This is a genomic window from Acidocella sp. (assembly GCF_050253495.1).
Lineage (GTDB): Bacteria > Pseudomonadota > Alphaproteobacteria > Acetobacterales > Acetobacteraceae > Acidocella.
The window spans coordinates 170,408-185,921 of the sequence record NZ_JBFWIX010000004.1 but is presented as its reverse complement, the minus strand read 5'-3'; the positions used below and the strand labels follow the sequence as shown (position 1 = coordinate 185,921).

The window sequence follows — 15,514 nt, the reverse complement described above, 5'->3', positions numbered from 1 at the left end:
GTTTGTGGACGTTTTGTACCACACCCTGAATCCGCCCCCCGCCGCGCATGGCTGAACCCGCCGCCCGAGGGGCATATTATCTAGAATTAACATACTGATTTTGAACAAAAATAAAACCAGCCCCGTGAATGGCCACCGCCCTCAAACCAAGCCGAAACCCCTTGATCGCACACCATTCCAGTGCGTGGACAACTAGATATTCCGGCGTTCGATTTCCACCCCCACGCCGGCGGCGTCGGGAAACACGTCCAGCTTTTCCACAGTCACCCGTGCCGCGCGTACACGCATATCGCGCAAACAGGCCTCGGCCACGCGTTCGGCCAGCGTCTCCACCAATTGCACATGGCCGGCGGCAACGATCCGGCGCACCTCATTGATCACGGTGTCATAATCGACCACCCGGCCGAGATCATCCGCCCCCACGGCGGGGCGGGACAGATTGGCCGCCCCGTCATCCTCCACCATCAACTCCAGATTCATCCGCACACGCTGGGTGCGCCCATGCTCATGGGCATAGACGCCGATGCGCGCCGGAAGAACGAGGTCCCGGACAAACATGCGCCGGGCAGCGCGGACGGTATCGATGAGACGGGGATGATCCATACCGGAAGCTTTGCGCCGCGCCGTGCGAATTGGCAATAAACCAAGCCTCCCACACGGGATGCTTCCCACGTGGGAGAGAGTGCGCTAGCCTCCGGGCATGAAACGTTCAGCACTCATTTTCGCCCTGCCCATCCTACTGGGCGCGGCGTCCGCCGCCAGCGCCCAAACCGGCCCCCAGGTCAGCGTCTCCAATCCCTGGATTCGCTATCTGCTGCCCAGCGTGCCCGCTGGCGGCTATCTCACCTTGCACAATAACGGCACCAGCCCAGCCGTGCTGACCGGCGCCAGCTCCTCCGCCTGCGGCACCCTGATGCTGCATAAGAGCGAGAATAAAAGCGGCACCGAGATCATGGTGAAGGTGGACAGCATCACCGTTCCCGCCCATGGTGAGGTCAGCTTCTCCGAGGGCGGCTATCATCTGATGTGCATGAAGCCGAACATGAAGCTGGGAGAGCACATACCGGTGACACTGAAATTCCAGGACGGCACCGCCCTGCTGCTGACCATGCCCGTCTACGGCCCCTCCGGCCCCAGCGGCCAATGAAGGCTTGGCGCCACGCGCCGCTGCTGCTGCTGGCCGCCGCGGCACCCGGGGGTAAACAGATCGTGCTGCATGGCAATGGCAATGGCGCCTTGCCCTGCGCCGCCTGCCATGGCGAGAACGGCCAGGGCAAGCCCTCCACCGGCGCGCCCGCCCTGGCCGGCAAGCCCGCCAGCGCCATTGTCTCCGCCTTGAACCTGATGGCCGCCGGCCAGGGCGGCACGCCGCTGATGCGCTCCATCGCCGCGGCGCTGACCCTCGATGAGCGCCAGCAGGTCGCGGCTTATTTCTCGTCCCTGCCGAAACCATCCCCCTGAAGGTTGGCATCGCGCCCTTGAGCGCATAGATGTTGCGCCAGAATTTCATCTGTAAGGACGAAGCCTCATGCCCGACGCCAACCTGCCCACGGACTACAAGGTCAAGGATATTTCCCTGGCCGAGTGGGGCCGCAAGGAAATCTCGATGGCCGAGGATGAAATGCCCGGCCTGATGGCGCTGCGCGAGGAGTTTGGCAAATCCAAGCCGCTGGCGGGCGCGCGCATCGTGGGCTGCCTGCACATGACCATCCAGACCGCCGTGCTGATCGAGACATTGGTGGCGCTCGGCGCGTCCGTGCGCTGGTCCTCCTGCAACATCTTCTCCACGCAGGACCAGGCCGCCGCCGCCATCGCCGCCGCCGGCATTCCCGTGTTCGCCTGGAAGGGGCTGAGCGAGGAGGAATTCTGGTGGTGCATCGAGCAGACGCTGCGCGGCCCCGATGGCTGGACCCCGAACATGATCCTGGATGATGGCGGCGACGCGACCCAGATCATGCACGACAAATATCCCGAAATGATGAAGGATGTGCGCGGCATTTCCGAGGAAACCACCACCGGCGTGCACCGCCTGTGGGACATGGCCAAGACCGGCAAGCTGCTGGTCCCCGCCATCAACGTGAACGACAGCGTCACCAAGTCCAAGTTCGACAATCTCTATGGCTGCCGCGAAAGCCTGGTGGATGGCATCCGCCGTGGCACGGATGTGATGATGTCCGGCAAGGTGGCCGTGGTGTGCGGCTTTGGCGATGTGGGCAAGGGCTCCGCCGCCTCGCTGCGCAATGCCGGCTGCCGCGTGAAGGTCTGCGAAATCGACCCGATCTGCGCCCTGCAGGCCGCCATGGAAGGTTATGAGGTGGTGACCATGGACGACGCCGCCCCGGCGGGCGACATCTTCGTGACCGCCACCGGCAATGTGGACGTGATCACCGCCGACCATATGCGCGCCATGAAGCACCGCGCCATCGTCTGCAATATCGGGCATTTCGACTCCGAGATTCAGATCGAGAGCCTGCGGAACTATAAATGGGAAAACGTGAAGCCGCAGGTGGACGAGGTTGTGTTCCCCGACGGCAAGCGCCTGATCGTGCTTTCCGAGGGCCGCCTGGTGAACCTGGGCAACGCCACCGGGCACCCGAGCTTCGTGATGTCCGCCAGCTTCACCAACCAGGTGCTGGCGCAGATCGAGCTGTTCACCGCGCCGGAAGGCAAATATCAGAAGCAGGTCTATGTGCTGCCGCGCCATCTGGATGAAAAAGTGGCCGCCCTGCATCTGGCCAAGGTCGGCGCGAAACTGACCCAGCTGACCCAGAAACAGGCCGATTATCTGGGCCTGCCGGTTCAGGGCCCGTTCAAGCACGACCTCTACCGTTATTGATGCGCGCGGGGATGGCGAGGCCGCCGCGCGCCGGCAAGCATCGCAATCACGGTCACGATCAATGATCCTGCATGCGGCGCGGCGTTTTGGCGGCATCCTGTCCCTCGCCGGGCTGGGCCTTCTGGCGGGCGGCATGCTGTTCTTCGGCGCGGTGATGGCCCCCTTGGTCTTCACCCGCCTGCCGCTGGACGTGGCCGGGCCGTTCATCCGCGCGGCCTTTCCGTTTCTATACGGCTATTGCCTGCTGTTCGCCGGCCTCTCCTGCCTTGGCTATCTCGCGCGCCGGCGGCTGGGCGCGGCGCTGGTGCCCGGCTTCACCATCCTGGGCACGCTCTGGTCCTGGTTCTGGCTGATGCCCCGGCTGGATGCATGGAGGCTGGCGGATAATTCCGCCGCCTTCGCCCGTGGGCATGACATTTCCACCTGGGTGTTCGGCGCCGAGTTTTTTCTGGTGCTGCTGCTGCTGATCCGCGAGGGCACGAAACAGCCCTGACCCCCCTTGCCTACCGGCCGCTGAAATCCACGACCGCGGCAAAACCGCCCTCCGTGCCAAAGGCGAGATGGGCACCATCGGCGCTCCACGCCAGGGTGGAGACACAGCCCCGCCCCGGGCCGCAAACCGGCAAGACCCGTTCACGCGCGACATCCGCCACCAGCACCAGCCCGGTATCGAATCCAGCGGCCACCACCTCATGCTGCGGATGGCAGGCGACACGTTTCACAATCCCATCGCCCATGCCCAGCTCCGTGGGCGGCTTGCCCATCGGCCCGCCGCCGAAAAAAGGCCAGAGCACGACGCTCTCCGCCCCCGCCGTGGCCAGCCAGCGTCCGGACTTGGTAAAACCGAACGATTCCGGCTTGGTGGGATAGCCCGACATGCGCATATGCTTGCCCTCGGGCAGGGTCCAGCCATGCAGGGCGTTTTCCTGCATCGTGGTCACCAGCGCCTCCCCCCCTGGATGAATGGCGACACCGGTATGGCTGCCCTTCCAGTCCAGCTTCGGCGCCACCGCCGCGCCCGAGGCGGTGAACCACAGGCTGGCGCCGTTATAATGCGAGGCCGCCACGCGCTTGCCCTTGGCATCGAAGGCGATGCCGCTGACAGTGGAGGGATGCTCCAGCGTTTTCAGCACCTCGCCCGCCGGTGACAGCAGATGCAGCCTCTTGCCCGCCGAGGCCGCCAGCAAGGGTGTCTTACCGGCGAACGCCGCCACATGCTCCACCCATTTGGAGCCGAATTTCCGCAGCTCGCGCACCGTGCCATCCAACTGGGCGAGCATCAGCCGCCCATCATCCCCCCCGCTGACGAACCCGCCCTGCGGGTGCGCGCTCATCGCCAGGGCCGCGCCGTCATGCACCACGACAGCCTGATGCGCGCTCCCCAGGCGCAACGTGCCATCGCCCAGGGCGAAACCGGGCTGACCCTTGGCATCGAAAGCCACGGCGACGACATAAGCGCCAAATTGCGCGCCATTGCCGCGCTGGGTAAGAAGCTGATCGAGATCTGACATGAGGGTTTCTTGCCCCGTCGCCACGCGCCGGGCAAGAGCCGCCGCACGGCTCAAATAAACCTTGAAACAGCCTGGGGCGCATGCCAATCTTGGACATGGTTTTAGCAGCTCAACCACCTGCGCCTAATTTGCTGGCAGAGTTGCTCGTCCTCTGCGCACGAATTGGCTTCAGCCCACCCCGGTCCTGAATCGCGTTTGCCCGGGCGCCGCCCTGGCATGTCCCATTTTCAGAAAATAACCGGAGCTTTTTTCATGTTGAACGGCATCAACAACGATGTTGACTGGCAGGCGCTGGACGCCGCCCACCATTTCCACCCCTTCACCGACCATAAGGAGCTGCACGAGCAAGGCGTGCGGCTGATCACCTCGGCCGAGGGCGTGTATCTGCACGATTCCAACGGCAACAAGATCATGGACGGCATGGCCGGGCTATGGTGCGTGGCCGCCGGCTATGGCCGCCAGGAGCTGGTGGAAGCCGCCACCAAGCAGATGACCAAGCTGGCCTATTACAACAGCTTCTTCAAAACCACGAACGAGCCCGCCGTGCTGCTGGCACAGAAGATCGCGCGGATCGCCCCGGACGGATTCGAGCATGTGTTCTTCGCCTGCTCCGGGTCCGAGGCGGTGGATTCCGCCCTGCGCACCGCGCGGGTTTATTGGCAGACCCTCGGCAAGCCGCAGAAGAAAATCATCATCGGCCGGGAATATGGCTATCACGGCTCCACCACCCTGGGCGCCTCCGCCGGCGGCATGAAGGATATGCACCGCCAGGCCGGCGACATGCCGAATTTCGTCCAGGTGCTGCCGCCTTACTGGTATGGCAAGGGCGGGCAGATGAGCCCGGAGGAATTCGGCCTCTACGCCGCCAAGGAAGTGGAGAAGAAGATTCTCGAACTCGGCGCCGACAATGTCGCCGCCTTCATCGGCGAGCCGATCCAGGGGGCCGGCGGCGTCTTGATTCCGCCCGAAACCTACTGGCCCGAAATCAACCGCATTTGCAAGGAACATGACATTCTGCTGATCGCCGACGAGGTGATCTGCGGCTATGGCCGCACGGGCAAAATGTTCGGCACGGATTATTTCGGCATCAAGCCGGACATGATGACCACCGCCAAGGCGCTGACCTCCGGCTATCTGCCGCTATCCGCGCTGCTGATGAACGACCGCGTGGCGAACGTGCTGATCAACGAAACCGGGGAATATTATCACGGCTTCACCTATTCGAGCCATCCGGTCTCCTGCGCCGTGGGGCTGCGGAATCTCGAAATCATCGAGGATGAGAAGCTGGTCGCGGGGGCTGAGCGCAAGGGCGCGCTGCTGCGCGCGAAGCTGAACGAGGCCATTGGCGATCTGCCGATCGTGGGCGAGATTCGCGGTGTCGGCCTCATCGGCGCCATCGAGCTGACGGCCGATAAGCGCACCCGCAAATTCTTCGAAAAAAATGGCCGCGTCGGCGCGATCTGCCGCGATCATTGCATCGAGAACGGCCTGATGATGCGCGCCACGCGCGACACCATGCTCTTCTCCCCGCCGCTGACCATCACCGAGGCTGAGATCGATCTGTTCGTGGCGATGGCCAAGACCGCCTTCGAGCAGACCTATGCGGATGTGCGCGCGGAGGTCAGCCTGTGAGCCTCGACGCCCAGCCGGATCCAGACGCAAAAACCACCCTGCTCGGCGGCGCGGACTATATCGAGGCCTTCATCATCGACGTGAACGGTGTGCCGCGCGGCAAATGGATGCAGCGGGACAAGGCGAAGTCGCTGCTCGGCAGCGGCATCGCCATTCCGCGTTCGGCCTATCTGCTCGACATCTGGGGCCGGGACATCGTCGAGGACGGCATCGCCTACGACACGGGGGACCCGGACGGGCTCTGCGTGGCCGTGCCGCATTCCATCACCCGCATGGGCTGGGCCGAGGGCAATGTGGTGCAGGCGCTGCTGACCATGCGCGAGGCCGATGGCGGGCTCTATTATCTCGACCCGCGCAGCGCCCTCACCAAGGTGCTGGAGCGTTACGCCCAAGCCGGGCTGACCCCCGCCCTGGGCGTGGAGCTGGAATTCTACCTGGTCGATCCACGCCAGGACGGCATGAAGATCGCCCCGCGCGGCGCCGATGAATCCGGCTGGCGCGGCTGGCAGATCGACGCGGTGGGGCTGGGCGAGGTGCATGATTACGAGCCGATCCTGCGGGAGATGATGGCCTGCGCGAAAGCGCAGGACATCATCCTGGAAACGCTGGTGAGCGAGTCCGGCCCCGGCCAGTTCGAAGTGACGCTGAAATACTCGACCGACGCGCTGCGCGTGGCCGACAGCGCCACCCTGTTCAAGCGCACCATCAAGCAGGTGGCGCGCAAGCACGGGCTCACCGCCACCTTCATGGCCAAACCCTACGGCCAGTGGGCGGGTTCGGGCATGCATGTGCATATGTCGATCCTCGACAATGCCGGCGGGAACATCTTCGCCGGCACGCCCGAGCGCGCCGCGCCCGAACTGTACCAGGCTCTGGGCGGCATCATCCATTCCATGCCGGACACAATGCTGACCCTGGCCCCGCACGCCAATTCCTACCGCCGCTTCGCGCCGGGCGTGCACGCCCCCACCTATGGCGATTGGGGACATGACAACCGCATGTCGTCCGTGCGCGTGATCACCGCCGACCCGGCGGCCTCGCGCATCGAACATCGCGTCGCCGGGGCGGACTGCAACCCTTACCTCTCCTTCGCCTCGCTGCTGGGCACCGCGCTGCGCGGGCTGGAGACCAAGGCCGACCCCGGGCCGGAAACCCACGGCACGGTCCGCAGCCCCCTGGCGCCGAAACTGCCCATCGCCTGGTCGGGCGCGGTCGATAAATTCGCCGCCTCCGAGGTGATGAAGGATATTTTCGGCCCTGAATTCCAGCGTTACTATACCGCCACGAAACGTCAGGAAATCAGCGAGCTGCGCAAGCGGATCTCCGATGTGGAATATGACGCCTATCTGAAAAACGCCTGAGGCTGGCATGGAAACAGCGATCACACCACGCGAGGCGGGCTTCTCGATGCCCGCCGAGTGGGCGCCCCACGCGGGCTGCTGGATGATCTGGCCGGAGCGGCCGGACAATTGGCGCCTGGGCGCGAAACCCGCGCAACGGGCCTTCGCCGAAATCGCCCGCGCCATCGCGCGGTTCGAGCCGGTGACCATGCTGGTCAGCCACCGGCAATATCAAAATGCCCGCGCCATGCTGCAGCCTGAGGTGCGGGTAGTGGAGATGAGCAGCGACGATGCCTGGGCACGCGATGTGGGATGCAGCTTCCTGCTGGGCCGGCACGGCGAGCTGGCGGGGGTGGACTGGCCCTTCAAGAGCTGGGGCGGCCTTTATTTCCCCTGGGACAAGGACGATGCCATCGCCGCCAAGATGCTGGAGATGGAACGGGCGCGACGCTTCCGCGCCCCGCTCGTCATCGAAGGCGGCGCCCTGCATGTGGATGGCGAGGGCACGGTGCTGGCGGTCGAGCAATGCGTGCTGAATGAAAACCGCAACCCGAATGTCTCCCGCCAAGACATGGAACGGATGCTGAAGGATTATCTCGGCGTCAGCCACGTCATCTGGATTGCCGAGGGCGTGCCGCAAGACGAGACGGACGGGCATGTGGACAATCTCGCCTGCTTCGTGAAACCGGGCGTGGTGCTGCTGACCTGGTGCGACGACCCGGCCGATCCGCATTACCAGGTGAGCCGGGACGCCGAGGCCAGGCTGCGCGGCGCGCGCGACGCCAAGGGGCGGGAACTGGTCATCGAGCATATCCCGATGCCAAGCCCGATGGCCTACACGCCTGAAGAGGCGGAAGGGGTGGATGCCACCGCCAGCGGCATGAACCGCCGCGCGGGGGAACGCCTGGCCGCGTCTTATGTGAATTTCTACATTGCCAACGGCGCCGTCATCGCCCCCGCCTTCGGGGTGGAAACCGACGAACCGGCCCGCCAGGTACTGGCCCGGCTCTTTCCCGACCGCGAGATCGTGATGGTCCCGGCACGGGAAGTCCTTCTGGGCGGCGGCAATATCCATTGCATCACGCAGCAACAGCCCAAATCCGGCGCCGCTCTATAAAGCCCGCCGGAATGTCAGATTGAACCGCGCCGCGCCGGTCAGGGGATGCTCCCCCTTCCTCACCGGCGCGACACCATGAAAATATTTGCGGGCCGCGCCCCCCCATACCAGCACATCGCCGCTGCCCAGGGGCAACCGGGCGGGCTTGTCCGCCCTGACCCGCCCGCCCCACAGAAAGACAGCGGGCAACCCCAGCGAGACGGAAACGATGGGCGATGCGAAATCCCGCTCGTCAATATCCCGGTGCAGGGACATTCTCGCACCCGGCTCATACCGGTTGATCAGCGCCATATCGGGCACAAAATCCGCAAACCCCGCCTCCCGCGCCGCGCGCCCCGCCAGGGCACGGAACAAGGCCGGCAACGCTGGCCAGGGGAGAGCGCTCACCGGATCCCGCCGCGCATAACGATACCCTTTCGCGTCGCTCACCCAGCCCGCCGCGCCGCAATTGGTCATGGCGGCGCTCATCTCTTGGCCACCGGGCGTTGCCATGCGCCGGAAGGGCGCTGCCGCGGCAACCTCCATCGCCGCGCGCACCAGCGCCGCCTCCTCGTCCAGGGCAAATCCCGGCAGGTAGGAGAGCCCCGGCGGGGCGAGCCGGTCAGGAAACAGATCCAGCGTCATGCCCCGCTTCCCGCGCCAGCAAGGCGGCCTTGCGCTCCACTCCCCAGCGATACCCCGTCAGCGCCCCATCCCTCGCCACCACGCGATGGCACGGCACGGCCACGGCCAGCCTGTTCGCCCCACAGGCGGCGGCCACGGCCCGCACCGCGCTTGGCGCGCCAATGCGCGCGGCCAATTGACCGTAGCTGAGCGTGCGGCCCGGCGGAATCTCACGCAAGGCCGTCCAGACCCGGCGCTGAAAAACCGTGCCGCGCAAATCCAGCGGCAAATCGGCGCCGCGTTCCGGCATTTCCACCAACCCGGCCACCTGGGCGACCAATGTTTCAAACCCCGCATCCCCGGCCACGATCTCGGCTTTGGAAAAATCCTTGAGAAACCCGCGCAGCAACAATTCCGGGTCCGGCCCCAGCGCGATGGCGCACACGCCCTTGGCACTGGCCGCCACCAGCAAGGCGCCGAGCGTGGTCTCCCCGATGGCGACACTCAACCGCTCCCCCTGCCCACGCGCGCGGCAGCGCCCCGGCGTCATGCCCAGCATCGCGGGCACGGCCTCGTAAAACCGCCCGCTGGAGGAAAACCCCGCTTCGTAAATGGCGTCCGTGATGCTGGGCGCGCCCTTCACCGCCTCGCGCAGGCGCTCGCCTTGCCCCGCCACGGCATAAGCCTTCGGCGTCAGGCCCGTGACCTGTTTGAACAGACGATGAAACCGGAATGTCCCCATTCCCGCTTTTCTGGCCAGCTCCTCCAGCCCGGGCGCTGTCTGCGCGCTGTCGATCAGGCGGCAACTCGTCTCGATCGGGCCTTGTCGGGTCTTGGCCATTGCATTCTCCTCATAGATCGGCCGGGAGCGGGATGACATGAACACCCCCCACCTTGATCGGAGCCGTACTCCAAAGCTTCCCAGGCGGCACTCCGTTTCTTGCGGATCAGAGCGTGAGGGTGCCGGAAACGACTTCCACGCTCTCCCCGCCGATCCAGAAATCTCGCCCGTCATGATCCACGAACACCCGGCCAGCGCGTCCCAGGGCGGTTCCCTGGGCGGCCACATAGCGCGCGGGGGCACGCCCCGCTGGAATCAGCCAGCGCGCCAACCCGGCATTCAGGCTGCCGGTCACGGGATCCTCGCCGCCCACATCGCCCGCGAACCCCCGCACCTCGAAATCCGTCTCCCCGCCAGGAATGGGCGCCACCACGCCGATCTCCAACTCGCCCATCGCGGTGAAATCCGGCTTCAGCGCCAGCAGGGTTTGACGGTCTTTCAGCATCACGCCGGTCCAGCACGGCGCCCGTTCCGAAAGTTGGCGCAGCGCGAGAAGCTCCGCCTCGGGCACGCCCAGAACAGCGGCGATCCGCGCTTTCAGCGCCGCCGTGACATCGCCCTGCACGGCGCCGGGCGCGGCAAAGGCCAAGCGCGCCCCATCGCGCTTGATCCGCACCAGCCCGGCCCCGCATTGCTGGACGATCCAGTCCCCCTTGGGCGCGCTACCCGCCGCCAGCCAGGCATGGCAGCTTCCCAGCGTGGGGTGCCCGGCGAAGGGCAATTCAGCTTTCGGGGTAAAAATCCTCACCTTGTAATCCGCCCCGTCCTGGTCCGGCGGCAGCAGGAAACTGGTCTCGCTCAAATTGGTCCAGTTGGCGAAACGCCGCATCTCGGCATCGCTCAGCCCCACGGCGCCATGCACCACCGCCAACGGGTTGCCCAGGCCCGGCCGGCCGGTGAACACATCCATCTGTGAAAAGGCGAAGCGCTTCATCAACTCACCATCAGACCAACCGCCAGGGCAACCGCCACGCCTTGCAGGACCACGCGCCAGCGCATCAGCAAATTGGCCCGGCGTGGGTCGCGGCGGGCATGGGCCATGCCGAGCACACCGGCCAGCATCACGCCGATCACCGCCAGCATGTCCAGCCCCAGCAACACCATCAGAATTGCCCGCATGACGTTTATTATACTCCAATATTATAATCCAAGACACGGCTTTGCCCACCGCCGCGCGCGCCGCCCGATTGACTTGGCGCGAAAACATGCCTCAGGCTTTTCCCATGCGCATCCTGCTTTTGTTCATCTGTCTGGCCTTGCTGGCGGTGCCGGGCGGCGCAAACGCCACCCAGCCCGCCACCTCATCCGCCACCGCCAGTCAGGCCGCCCCGGCCGAACCCGCGAAAGCCACGCCCACCATTATCCCCGGCTCGCCCCTGGCCGCCCTCACCGGCGCCGCTCCCCCCTCCCAACAGGACACGGCAACCCCCGCCCCCTTTGGCACCAGCGAGATCGGCTTCGCCATCACCACCTTGCTGGGGCAGGAGGCAACCCGGACCTTCGATGATTTTTCCGAGGCCCTGCGCCGCTCCACACGCCTGGCACCCGTGGTCAAATGGATAAAGAGCTTTCCCACCAACTCCCCGCGCCGCGCCAATGGCCTGGCCATTCTCTCCGGCATCGCCATCGCCATCCTGCCGGGCATCGCGCTGGAGCTTCTGCTGCGCTTCCTGCTGCGCCGCCCCGCCGCGGCCTGCGCCAGACACGCCAGGGCACCCGCGCCGCCCGCCAGCGGCCACACGCCGCGCCACCCTCCGCTGCTGGCCCTGTTGCGCCGCCTGGGCTTCGCGCTGCTCAAATTCTGCCTGATGCTGGTGCCCTTGGCGATCTTCGCCGCCATCGAGCAGTTTTTCCTGTCCTCGGGGCTGGTGAGCGCGCGCGCCGCGCATCTCGCCATTGTCGGCATCGTCAACGCCTATCTCGTGGCGCGCCTGACACAGGAAGTCCTGCGGCTGATCCTGGCCCCCGGCCTGCCGAGCCTGCGGCTGCTGCGTCTGTCCACCGGCCATGCCAACTGGGCGATGCGCCGCGCATTGGTGCTGATCGTCACCATTTTCACCGCCTTCTGCCTGATCTCCGTCGCCGAAATCCTCGGCCTGCCCAAGGATGGCGCGGATGTGCTGATCCGGCTGGCGGCCCTGGCCGTGCATCTGGAGGTGGCGCTGGGCATCTGGCAAAGCCGGAAAGTCATCAGCCGCTGGATCGCGGGGCGCCCCGGGGCGGACGGCCTCATCGCCAAGGTCCGGCAAGGCTTCTCCAGAATCTGGTACATCTTCGCGCTGTTCTATGTCCTGGCGCTGTGGGTGGCCTGGGCGGGGGGCGTGCATAACGCACTGGGCGTGCTGCTGCGGGCCATCGTCGTCGTCATCGCCGCCCTCATCCTCGGCGGACTGGCCTGGCAAGGCAGCAACAAGCTGCTCGCGCGAATCTTTCCGGATAGCAGCCTCGGCGGCACCCCCTCCTCCAGCCTCCTGGGCCGGGCACGCACCTACAACCCCCTCATCCGCTTTCTCATCCGCGCGGCCATCGGGCTGCTGATGCTGATGGTGATGCTCCAGGGTTGGGGGGTCGATGTCTTCTCCTGGCTGCTCACCAACCCTCTCAGCCGGGCCCTGCTCAATGTCGTCACCAGCGTGCTTGTCACCGTGGCCATCGCCATCGTGCTGTGGGAGCTGGTGAATTTCCAGCTCGACCGGCGGGTGGACAGGCTGAACAATGCCGGACGGACCCGCCAGGCCACGAGGCTGCGCACCCTCACCCCCATGCTGCGCGCCGCCTTCGGCGTCGTCATCGTCCTGGTGACGCTCATCATCTGCCTGTCGCGCATCGGGGTGAACACCACCGGGCTGCTGGCGGTCTCCTCCGTGGTCGGCATCGCGGTGGGCTTTGGCAGCCAGAAATTGGTGCAGGACATCATCACCGGCCTGTTCCTGTTGTTCGAGGATGCGATGCAGGTGGGCGATGTCGTCACGCTGGGGGGCATGTCCGGCACGGTGGAGCGTCTGTCCATCCGCACCATCAGGCTGCGCGGCTTCGACGGTTCGGTCAACATCATCCCGTTCTCGTCGGTCACCACCGTCACCAACCAGACGCGCGATTTCTCCTATGCGCAAATCTCCATCATGGTCGGCTATCACGAGGATACGGACCGCGTGACCCATGTGCTGAAGGAAATCGGCACGCAAATGCGCGAAGACCCCACCTGGGGCGCGATGATGCGCGACGATCTGGAGATTTTCGGCCTCGATTCGTTCGAGGAGCTGGGGCTGGTCTTCACCGGGCGGATTCGGACAGGCCCCGGCCAGCATTGGGCCGTGCGGCGCGAATTCTACCGGCGGGTGCAAAAACGCTTCTCGGAGGAAGGCATCGTGCTGCCCTACCGCCACCAGACCTTGCGGCTGGAGCGGCTGGACCCGCCGGCCGGCGCGCTGGGGCCCGGCTAAGATCCCGGGCTAAACCCGCCCGCTCGCGGCGGACAAGGCGCCCACCGCCCGCCTGCCGCCCTACCCTCCCTGGTCGGCGAATACCCGCCGGAAGGACACACGCCCGCCGGCGGGAATCACGCCGTGCAGGTTCTTGGTGGCCTCGGCGATCGTCACCCCCGCGAATTGCGGCGCCAGCAACGGGCCGCAACGTTCGAACAGCTCAAACAAGCCCAGCATCGGCGCGCTGGTGAAAGGCGGCGCGTAGAGGGCCGTGGCCTGCGCCTCGACCTGAAACAACAGGCTGGCCAGCAGCCGCGCCAACTGCCCCTCGGAATAAGGCTGGCCATGGCCGAAAGGCGTGCTCTCCGCATAGGCCCACAAGCCACGCCGGTTGGGGGCCGCCACGATCAGCCGCCCGTCATCCTTCAGAACCCGCCAGGCCTCGCGCAGGGTCCGCCGGGCATTCTCCGCCTGCTCCAGCCCATGCACCAGCAGAACCCGGTCGAAGGACAAATCCGCGAAAGGCAGCGACTCAGCCTCCGCCATGCAGGCCAGCCCCGGCCTGCCGGACGGCCATGGCGCCACGCCCATATGCGAGGGCGACAGCGCGACGCAGCGCGAGCATTCCCGCCAGGCATGCAGGAACGGCCCGGCATGGCCAATGCCCAGCACCGACAATCCCGCCATCGCCGGCCAGAGCCTCTCCAGCTTGCGCCGCAACAGCGCCGCGGCGCGGCGCCCCAGGGGCGTGGCATAAAAACCTGCCGCATCTCGCGCATCGATCGCCATTGTCCCTATATAACCCAGCAAACCAAAGGAGCGAGAGAGATGACCGTCACGGTGCAGGCAATTCCCATGCTGTCGGACAATTATTCGTGGCTGCTGACCGATTCGGTCTCCGGCAAGGTGGGAATCGTCGACCCCGCCGAGGCCGCCCCCGCCATCGCCACGCTGGAACGCCTGGGCAAGGGGCTGGATTTCATCTTCCTGACCCATCATCACGGCGACCACATAGACGGCGTGCCCGAGCTGGTGGCGAAATATCACCCGCTGGTCGTGGGCAATGGCGCGGATGCGCACCGCCTGCCGCCGCTGGACATTCCGGTGCATGAAGGCTCGCAAGTGGAATTCGGCAGCGCGAAACTGCGCGTCATCGAAACGCCCGGCCATACGCTGGGCCATATCTCCTACTACATCGCCGATGGCGGCATCCTGCTGCCCGGCGACACGCTGTTCAGCCTGGGCTGCGGCCGGCTGTTCGAGGGCACGGCCACGCAAATGTTCAACTCCATCGCCAAATACGGCGACCTGCCGGACGACACGCTGGTCTGCGCCGGCCATGAATATACCGCCTCGAACGTCAAATTCGCCCTGACCATCGAGCCGGATAACACGGCGTTGCGCGCCCGCGCGGAAGAGGTCGAGGCATTGCGCGCCAAGGGTGCCGCCACCCTGCCCGTCAGCCTCGGCCAGGAACGCGCCACCAACCCCTTCCTGCGCGCCAAGGACGCGGAGGAATTCGCCCGCATCCGCGCCGCGAAGGATCAGTTCTAACCGGCCTGGCCGCCCGGCATGCAGCTTTTCTGCAACAACCGCGGGAAATGACGATCTTGTTACATATTTATTCTGTCATCCAACGCGGCGGTTTTGGTAGAAAATCGCCGACGGGAAACCTCAACAAGAGGCTCCGTCTGGGAGATATGAGCAGGCTTTGCGCCTGGGTGCTGGCCGGCCTCGCGCTGGCCAGCACGAATACCGCCCGCGCGGCCTCCTCGTCCTTCACCCCTGGCTACTGGGAATCGACCGGGCACGAAATCGTGTTGCAGATCGTCCCTTGCGGCGGCGATCTCTGCGGGTTCATCGCCGGCATCGCGCTGACGCATCCGGACGACCCGATGCCGAAGGATTGGCGCGGCACCCCCCAATGCGGTTTCCTGATGCTGCGCGTCTCACCGGAGACCGGCGAGGCCGGGCACTGGAAAGGCGTGTTGCAGGACCCGCGCAACGGCAAGGTGTACCGCACGACGATCAAGTTCGATGCCCAGGGCAATCTGGATCTGCACGGCTATATCGGCCTGCCCTTACTGGGGGAAACCCAGCTCTGGCCGAAATTCACCGGCCAGGTGCTGCCAGGCTGCCATGTGCCCTCGCTGGACGGAACGCCATGAAAAAGGCCGGGAGACATCTCCCGGCCTTTTCCATTCGCATC

17 protein-coding genes are annotated in these 15,514 nt (G+C 65.6%); 10 read left to right on the top strand and 7 right to left on the bottom strand.

The window, feature by feature from the left end; translation table 11 throughout:
• Window positions 1–192: 192 nt before the first annotated feature.
• The gene (folB, locus tag AB7D48_RS05495; RefSeq protein WP_427976323.1) at window positions 193–603 is read right to left on the bottom strand and encodes a dihydroneopterin aldolase; all 411 of its coding nucleotides are present in this window, start codon (window positions 601–603) and stop codon (window positions 193–195) included.
• Between the two features lie 97 nt (window positions 604–700).
• Between folB and AB7D48_RS05490 the strand changes: the two genes are divergently transcribed.
• From AB7D48_RS05490 to AB7D48_RS05475, 4 genes are all read left to right on the top strand, one after another.
• Window positions 701–1,147, top strand: coding sequence for a copper chaperone PCu(A)C (locus tag AB7D48_RS05490; RefSeq protein ID WP_427976322.1), 447 nt, complete (start codon window positions 701–703; stop codon window positions 1,145–1,147).
• On the top strand, window positions 1,144–1,461 hold the full coding sequence (locus tag AB7D48_RS05485; protein ID WP_427976321.1) for a c-type cytochrome: 318 nt from the start codon (window positions 1,144–1,146) through the stop codon (window positions 1,459–1,461). The genes AB7D48_RS05490 and AB7D48_RS05485 overlap by 4 nt, the downstream gene beginning before the upstream one ends.
• A 67-nt stretch (window positions 1,462–1,528) precedes the next feature.
• Window positions 1,529–2,836: an adenosylhomocysteinase gene (gene ahcY / locus AB7D48_RS05480; protein WP_427976320.1), complete on the top strand. Its 1,308-nt coding sequence runs from the start codon at window positions 1,529–1,531 to the stop codon at window positions 2,834–2,836.
• A gap of 61 nt (window positions 2,837–2,897) precedes the next feature.
• A complete protein-coding gene (locus AB7D48_RS05475) occupies window positions 2,898–3,329 on the top strand; it encodes a DUF4149 domain-containing protein (RefSeq protein WP_427976319.1) in 432 nt (143 codons plus the stop codon).
• A 10-nt stretch (window positions 3,330–3,339) separates the two neighbouring features.
• On the opposite strand, the gene AB7D48_RS05470 is transcribed toward AB7D48_RS05475, so the two are convergent.
• The gene (locus AB7D48_RS05470) at window positions 3,340–4,347 is read right to left on the bottom strand and encodes a WD40 repeat domain-containing protein (protein WP_427976318.1); all 1,008 of its coding nucleotides are present in this window, start codon (window positions 4,345–4,347) and stop codon (window positions 3,340–3,342) included.
• 252 nt (window positions 4,348–4,599) lie between these two features.
• On the opposite strand from AB7D48_RS05470, the gene AB7D48_RS05465 reads away from it, so the two are divergent.
• The 3 genes from AB7D48_RS05465 to aguA are packed head-to-tail and all read left to right on the top strand — an operon-like array spanning window position 4,600 to window position 8,436.
• Window positions 4,600–5,979 carry an aspartate aminotransferase family protein gene (locus AB7D48_RS05465; RefSeq protein ID WP_427976317.1) on the top strand — a complete coding sequence of 460 codons (1,380 nt, stop codon included), beginning with the start codon at window positions 4,600–4,602 and terminating at the stop codon, window positions 5,977–5,979.
• Window positions 5,976–7,340, top strand: a complete 1,365-nt coding sequence (locus AB7D48_RS05460; RefSeq protein ID WP_427976316.1) for a glutamine synthetase family protein — start codon at window positions 5,976–5,978, stop codon at window positions 7,338–7,340. The genes AB7D48_RS05465 and AB7D48_RS05460 overlap by 4 nt, the downstream gene beginning before the upstream one ends.
• Before the next feature lie 7 nt (window positions 7,341–7,347).
• A complete protein-coding gene (gene aguA, locus AB7D48_RS05455; RefSeq protein WP_427976315.1) occupies window positions 7,348–8,436 on the top strand; it encodes an agmatine deiminase in 1,089 nt (362 codons plus the stop codon).
• Here aguA and alkB read toward each other — a convergent pair.
• The 4 genes from alkB to AB7D48_RS05435 form a co-directional block, all read right to left on the bottom strand.
• Complete coding sequence (gene alkB, locus AB7D48_RS05450; protein ID WP_427976314.1) at window positions 8,431–9,060, bottom strand: DNA oxidative demethylase AlkB; 630 nt, start codon at window positions 9,058–9,060, stop codon at window positions 8,431–8,433. The two genes, aguA and alkB, sit on opposite strands and share 6 nt — an antisense overlap.
• A complete protein-coding gene (locus tag AB7D48_RS05445; protein ID WP_427976313.1) occupies window positions 9,038–9,880 on the bottom strand; it encodes a methylated-DNA--[protein]-cysteine S-methyltransferase in 843 nt (280 codons plus the stop codon). Before AB7D48_RS05445 ends, alkB begins: the two co-directional genes overlap by 23 nt.
• 106 nt (window positions 9,881–9,986) lie before the next feature.
• Window positions 9,987–10,814 carry a PhzF family phenazine biosynthesis protein gene (locus AB7D48_RS05440; protein WP_427976312.1) on the bottom strand — a complete coding sequence of 276 codons (828 nt, stop codon included), beginning with the start codon at window positions 10,812–10,814 and terminating at the stop codon, window positions 9,987–9,989.
• Window positions 10,814–10,999 (bottom strand): HIG1 domain-containing protein, encoded by a 186-nt coding sequence (locus AB7D48_RS05435; protein ID WP_427976311.1) that lies wholly within the window; start codon window positions 10,997–10,999, stop codon window positions 10,814–10,816. Before AB7D48_RS05435 ends, AB7D48_RS05440 begins: the two co-directional genes overlap by 1 nt.
• A gap of 104 nt (window positions 11,000–11,103) precedes the next feature.
• On the opposite strand from AB7D48_RS05435, the gene AB7D48_RS05430 reads away from it, so the two are divergent.
• Entirely contained in the window at window positions 11,104–13,323 is a 2,220-nt protein-coding gene (locus tag AB7D48_RS05430; protein ID WP_427976310.1) for a mechanosensitive ion channel domain-containing protein, read from the top strand.
• 60 nt (window positions 13,324–13,383) lie between these two features.
• Here the strand turns inward: AB7D48_RS05430 and AB7D48_RS05425 are convergent, their stop codons facing one another.
• Window positions 13,384–14,094, bottom strand: coding sequence for a class I SAM-dependent methyltransferase (locus tag AB7D48_RS05425; protein WP_427976309.1), 711 nt, complete (start codon window positions 14,092–14,094; stop codon window positions 13,384–13,386).
• Window positions 14,095–14,133: 39 nt separating this feature from the next.
• On the opposite strand from AB7D48_RS05425, the gene gloB reads away from it, so the two are divergent.
• Both gloB and AB7D48_RS05415 read left to right on the top strand, forming a co-directional pair.
• The gene (gene gloB / locus AB7D48_RS05420) at window positions 14,134–14,859 is read left to right on the top strand and encodes a hydroxyacylglutathione hydrolase (protein WP_427976308.1); all 726 of its coding nucleotides are present in this window, start codon (window positions 14,134–14,136) and stop codon (window positions 14,857–14,859) included.
• A gap of 146 nt (window positions 14,860–15,005) precedes the next feature.
• Window positions 15,006–15,473 (top strand): DUF2147 domain-containing protein, encoded by a 468-nt coding sequence (locus AB7D48_RS05415; RefSeq protein WP_427976307.1) that lies wholly within the window; start codon window positions 15,006–15,008, stop codon window positions 15,471–15,473.
• Window positions 15,474–15,514 lie beyond the last annotated feature (41 nt).